The organism is Deinococcus cellulosilyticus NBRC 106333 = KACC 11606, from assembly GCF_007990775.1.
Classification (GTDB): domain Bacteria; phylum Deinococcota; class Deinococci; order Deinococcales; family Deinococcaceae; genus Deinococcus_C; species Deinococcus_C cellulosilyticus.
Window position 1 is genome coordinate 1 of the sequence record NZ_BJXB01000069.1, and the last position, 4,135, is coordinate 4,135.

At 55.6% G+C, this 4,135-nt stretch carries 3 protein-coding genes; 2 read left to right on the forward strand and 1 reads right to left on the reverse strand.

Annotation, left to right across the window (positions count from 1 at the left end):
* Window positions 1–450: 450 nt before the first annotated feature.
* Both DC3_RS28610 and DC3_RS28615 read left to right on the forward strand, forming a co-directional pair.
* Window positions 451–1,074 (forward strand): nitroreductase family protein, encoded by a 624-nt coding sequence (locus tag DC3_RS28610; RefSeq protein WP_146892192.1) that lies wholly within the window; start codon window positions 451–453, stop codon window positions 1,072–1,074.
* Between the two features lie 13 nt (window positions 1,075–1,087).
* Entirely contained in the window at window positions 1,088–2,209 is a 1,122-nt protein-coding gene (locus tag DC3_RS28615) for an LLM class flavin-dependent oxidoreductase (RefSeq protein ID WP_146892195.1), read from the forward strand.
* 88 nt (window positions 2,210–2,297) lie between these two features.
* On the opposite strand, the gene DC3_RS30085 is transcribed toward DC3_RS28615, so the two are convergent.
* A complete protein-coding gene (locus DC3_RS30085) occupies window positions 2,298–4,061 on the reverse strand; it encodes a glycoside hydrolase family protein (RefSeq protein WP_146892197.1) in 1,764 nt (587 codons plus the stop codon).
* Between the last annotated feature and the right edge of the window lie 74 nt (window positions 4,062–4,135).

Here is a 4,135-nt window from a genome sequence, read left to right on the forward strand (position 1 = left end):
GGGTGTCTGCGGCGAGGGCGACACTTTTGAGGTAATGAAAGTCGTTGGTGCGTTTCTGGTTGCTGCTGCCCAGGTGGCGGCCATCTCCACTGGTGGGAATGAACCAGAAAATATCGGGAACTTGAGTGTGAGTCATGTGGGTTCCTTTCACAGGACACTGGGTCTGTGTGGCGGTGTTGTCAGGAGATTAGAATAGATTACATATTTTGTCAACAATAAAATTTACAGGTTTGCCGGGAGGTCAAAAGAGGCAATAAGGAAAAATTGCGTTTTATTGCGAATTTTCAACCTCTTTTCATCAAAAAATTGAACTCAGGACAAGAAATTTTTGGGGTTGAAACTTAGACAACTTTGAGACATTGCATCTAGAAATTCATCGTTCCAGCGATTGACAATCCCATCAACATGAATTATTGATTTATTTTGTAAATTATTTCCAAAGGAGCATCCATGCCTGTCCTTGATCCCATTCCCCAGAGCCTGACCGTTCAGAGCGCCATTGAAACCCGCCGCAGCATTCGCCAGTACCATCCCGACATGCCAAGAAGCCATTTGCTGGAAATTCTGCGACTGGCAACCCTGGCCCCCAGTGCCTTCAATGCACAGCCCTGGAGATTCGCTGTGGTGGAAAACCCCGAGCTGAAAGAGCAACTGAAAGCCGTTTCCTACAACCAATCGCAGATCACCTCTGCCCCTTACACCATCGTGGTCTACAGCGATGCAGAAGACACCCTGAAAACCGCTGTGGAAACCTCACACCCACACTTTGGAGAAGAAGGCAAAGTGCGACAGGTGCAGAGCATCGAAAAGTCCCTGTCGAAACTGAGTGTGCAGGAGCGGGCCAGATGGGGCGACACCCAGGCCAACATTGTGCTGGGCATCCTGATGGTGGCGGCCAGAGGTCTGGGTTATGACACCGTGCCCATGATGGGCTTCGATCAGACCAAGGTGAAACAGCTTCTGGGTCTGCCTGACCATGTGATCATCACTGCCCTGCTGCCCATCGGGCGTGCTGCTGAACTTGGTAGACCCCACCACAGGCACAGCCTGGAACGGGTCACAAGGTTTTACTGAAAGGCCTTTGAACATGAACCCCGAATTTCTCTGGTATCTTCCAAATGACCTCAAGCCCGGCCACAGGGGCGACACCACCGTTGAGGGCTGGGGCAGCCTGGACTATTCCACCGACCTCGCCCTGCGTTGTGAAAGATCTGGCTGGACCGGTGCCCTGATTGGCACCGGCTGGGGACGACCCGACACCCTGATCACAGCCGCTGCACTGGCTGCCCGTACCACCACCTTTGAACCCCTCATTGCTGCAAGGCCTGGGTACTGGAACCCTGCACAATTTGCTGTTGCAGCCTCCACCCTGGACTCCCTGAGTGGGGGTCGCCTGCGCATCAACATTGTGACTGGTCAGGACAGGCCGCTTTCCTATGGGGACACCGAAGTGAATCAGCCCACCCGTTACAGACGCACCGCTGAATTCATGCAACTGGTAAGGCGCCTCTGGACAGAAGAAGATGTGACCTTCACAGGGGAGCACTATCAGGTTCAGAACGCTACCGTTCAGCCCAGACCTGTGGTCAAAGGCAAGAGGTTGCATCCAAAGCTTTACTTCGGAGGGGCATCCGATGCAGCAGAACGCACCGCAGCCGCCCATGCCGATGTGCAACTGTTCTGGGGTGAACCTCTGGCAGGCATCGAGGAACGCCTTGCAAGGCTGCGTGAACTGGAAAAACAGCACGAACGGTCTGCCCCACTGGAATATGGACTCCGCATCACCACGGTGGTCCGGGAAACCTCAGAGCAAGCCTGGAGGGATGCAGAGGAAAAAGTGGCCCGTTTTGCCGCCAATGGCAAAGACTGGCTGAGCAACTGGCACACAGGTGCAGCGGTTGGACAGCAACGCCTGCTTGTCCTCAAAGAACAGGGAGAAGTCCTAGATTCCTGCCTGTGGACCCGTCCTGCTGCAGCGGGTGGGGGTGGGGCCGCAACCACATGGCTGGTGGGCTCTGCAGCAGAAGTGGCAGATGCACTCGCAAAATACGCCAGACTCGGGATCTCAACGTTCATTCTCTCGGACACCCCTTACCGTGAAGAAGCTGAAACGGTGGGAAAGCTTTTGATTCCAGAGGTTCGGGCAAGGTTGAAAGACCTGGTGCTGGTGTCGCGCCAATTTTTATTTTTCAAAATTTATCTTCAGTGATTTCAAAATCTTGGAAAATTATTTTGATGCAATTCGCAAGATAACTTGATGCACCTATAGGGAACAGGTGCATCAAGTTATTAGTCATTTACCCGAACACAGTGACAGCCACGAACCGTGGAACGCGGGGCTGCCCTCCAGACGACGCACAGTAGAACTGGAAACCGTTGGCATCCACATTGGGGGTAGAAAGACCACTGCTGCTGATGTACGCGATGGTGGCAGTGACCTGATCGTCCGACCCAATGATGGACATGGTGTACCGTGCCACAGGCTGGTTGAAATTCACCCGGAATTGCGTGTTGCCGCCTCCAGCATCAATGGCCGTAACGCTCTGTACAACCCCGGTACAGGACGCTGAGCCTGGAGCTGTGCCATTGAAAATCACACTGCCAATCACTCCACTGGTGGGAGCCGACTGGTTAAGCCGGTCAGCAAGAGTGCCCTGGAAGGTCAGCCACCTGACCCCAATCTCTCTGGCATCTGTACTGCTGCCACTGGCCTTGCCATTGTAGACCAGAAGCGCCCTGCCATCATCCAGCCAGCACAGGCTGCTGGAGCCCACGGCTGCAGCCTCCCATGCCTCCAGGTCGCTGAACAGGGTGCCGCCATAGGTCCAGCCTGAGAGCCCGGTGGGGTCTGTGGTGTACCAGTAGTCGGGTTGCGGGTGCATCCCTGCAGCGTCCAGAACCTGGATGAGATGTCCGTTCGGCATCTGAAGGGTTGCCGCTTCCTCCACTTTCAGACCTGGCAGGTTTCCGAGCAGGTAATCCGGGTCTTTGGTCCAGGGTCCAGTCCAAGACCCCATAGGGGCAGTTGCCACGCCCATGTAGGGTGTGACTGGGCCACTGTCCCCTGAGTTGAAATTCGTCATCCAGTACATCACCAGTTGATTGTCGATGACCCTGACATCTGGGCTGTAATTGCCCTGGTTGCCTTCCCATGCCAAACCAGAGGGCTCCAGCACCGGGTCAGGGTGCCACACGTAACTGGCAGGGTTTGCCCAGTTCGCCCCTGGAGCACAGCGGAGATAGCCAATCACGATGGGTCCCGTGTACCACTGGCTGGGCTGGACCGTGGCTGACACATACACGTGCAGCTCGTCGGTCACATCGTCATACAGGGCACAGGGCGAAAACACAGCTCCAGAGTTCCACTGTCCAGGGATAGCGGAAGGCACGATGACCTGACCCAATTTGGTCCAGGTCAATCCCTGGTCTGTGCTCTTGGCAAGTCCAATGGTGGGGTTGTAGGGGGTCACATCGGTGCTGGCTGCAGTGTAAAACATCCATAGGGTTGCTCTGGCACGAAACACGAAAGCATCTCTGAGTGAGCCTGCATCAAAACTGCCTGCAGCCCCACGAATGAGCACGGGGTTTGAGGGGTTTTTCGAGATGGAGGCCACGACTGGATGGTTGCTGGAGGGGGCGTAATAGCCATTGGGCATCCTCCATCCGCCCCACGTGTTGGCGGCATTTCGAGCGGCCAGATCCTCACCACCCTCTCCAGAGCCTGCAGGACCCTGCGGTCCCTGTGGTCCCTGTGGTCCCTGTGGTCCTTGAGGTCCGACCAGAGAGGCCAGAAAATCCTCTTCGGTGCCACTGAAACCGTTCTGCACTGCGATTTCATAGGCAGACTTGCCATCCTCTCCAGCGGGTCCCTGAGGTCCAGCAGGTCCCTGTGGACCCGTTCCACCACCACCGGATTCCTGCAGCTGTGTAATGGCCTGACCGTGCTCCTGCACGGTGGCCGCAAGGTCAGCCAGTTGGTCTTGGGTTGCGTATGGTCCATTCACGGTGGTGCCTCCACAGGCGTTGTCTTCGATGATCACAGTCACTTTAGGGATGCTCATGGATATCTCCTTTAATTCCAGGTTCCAATGACACGGATGGTGGCTTTGACGGGGTTCGGACTGCCGTCCTGAAG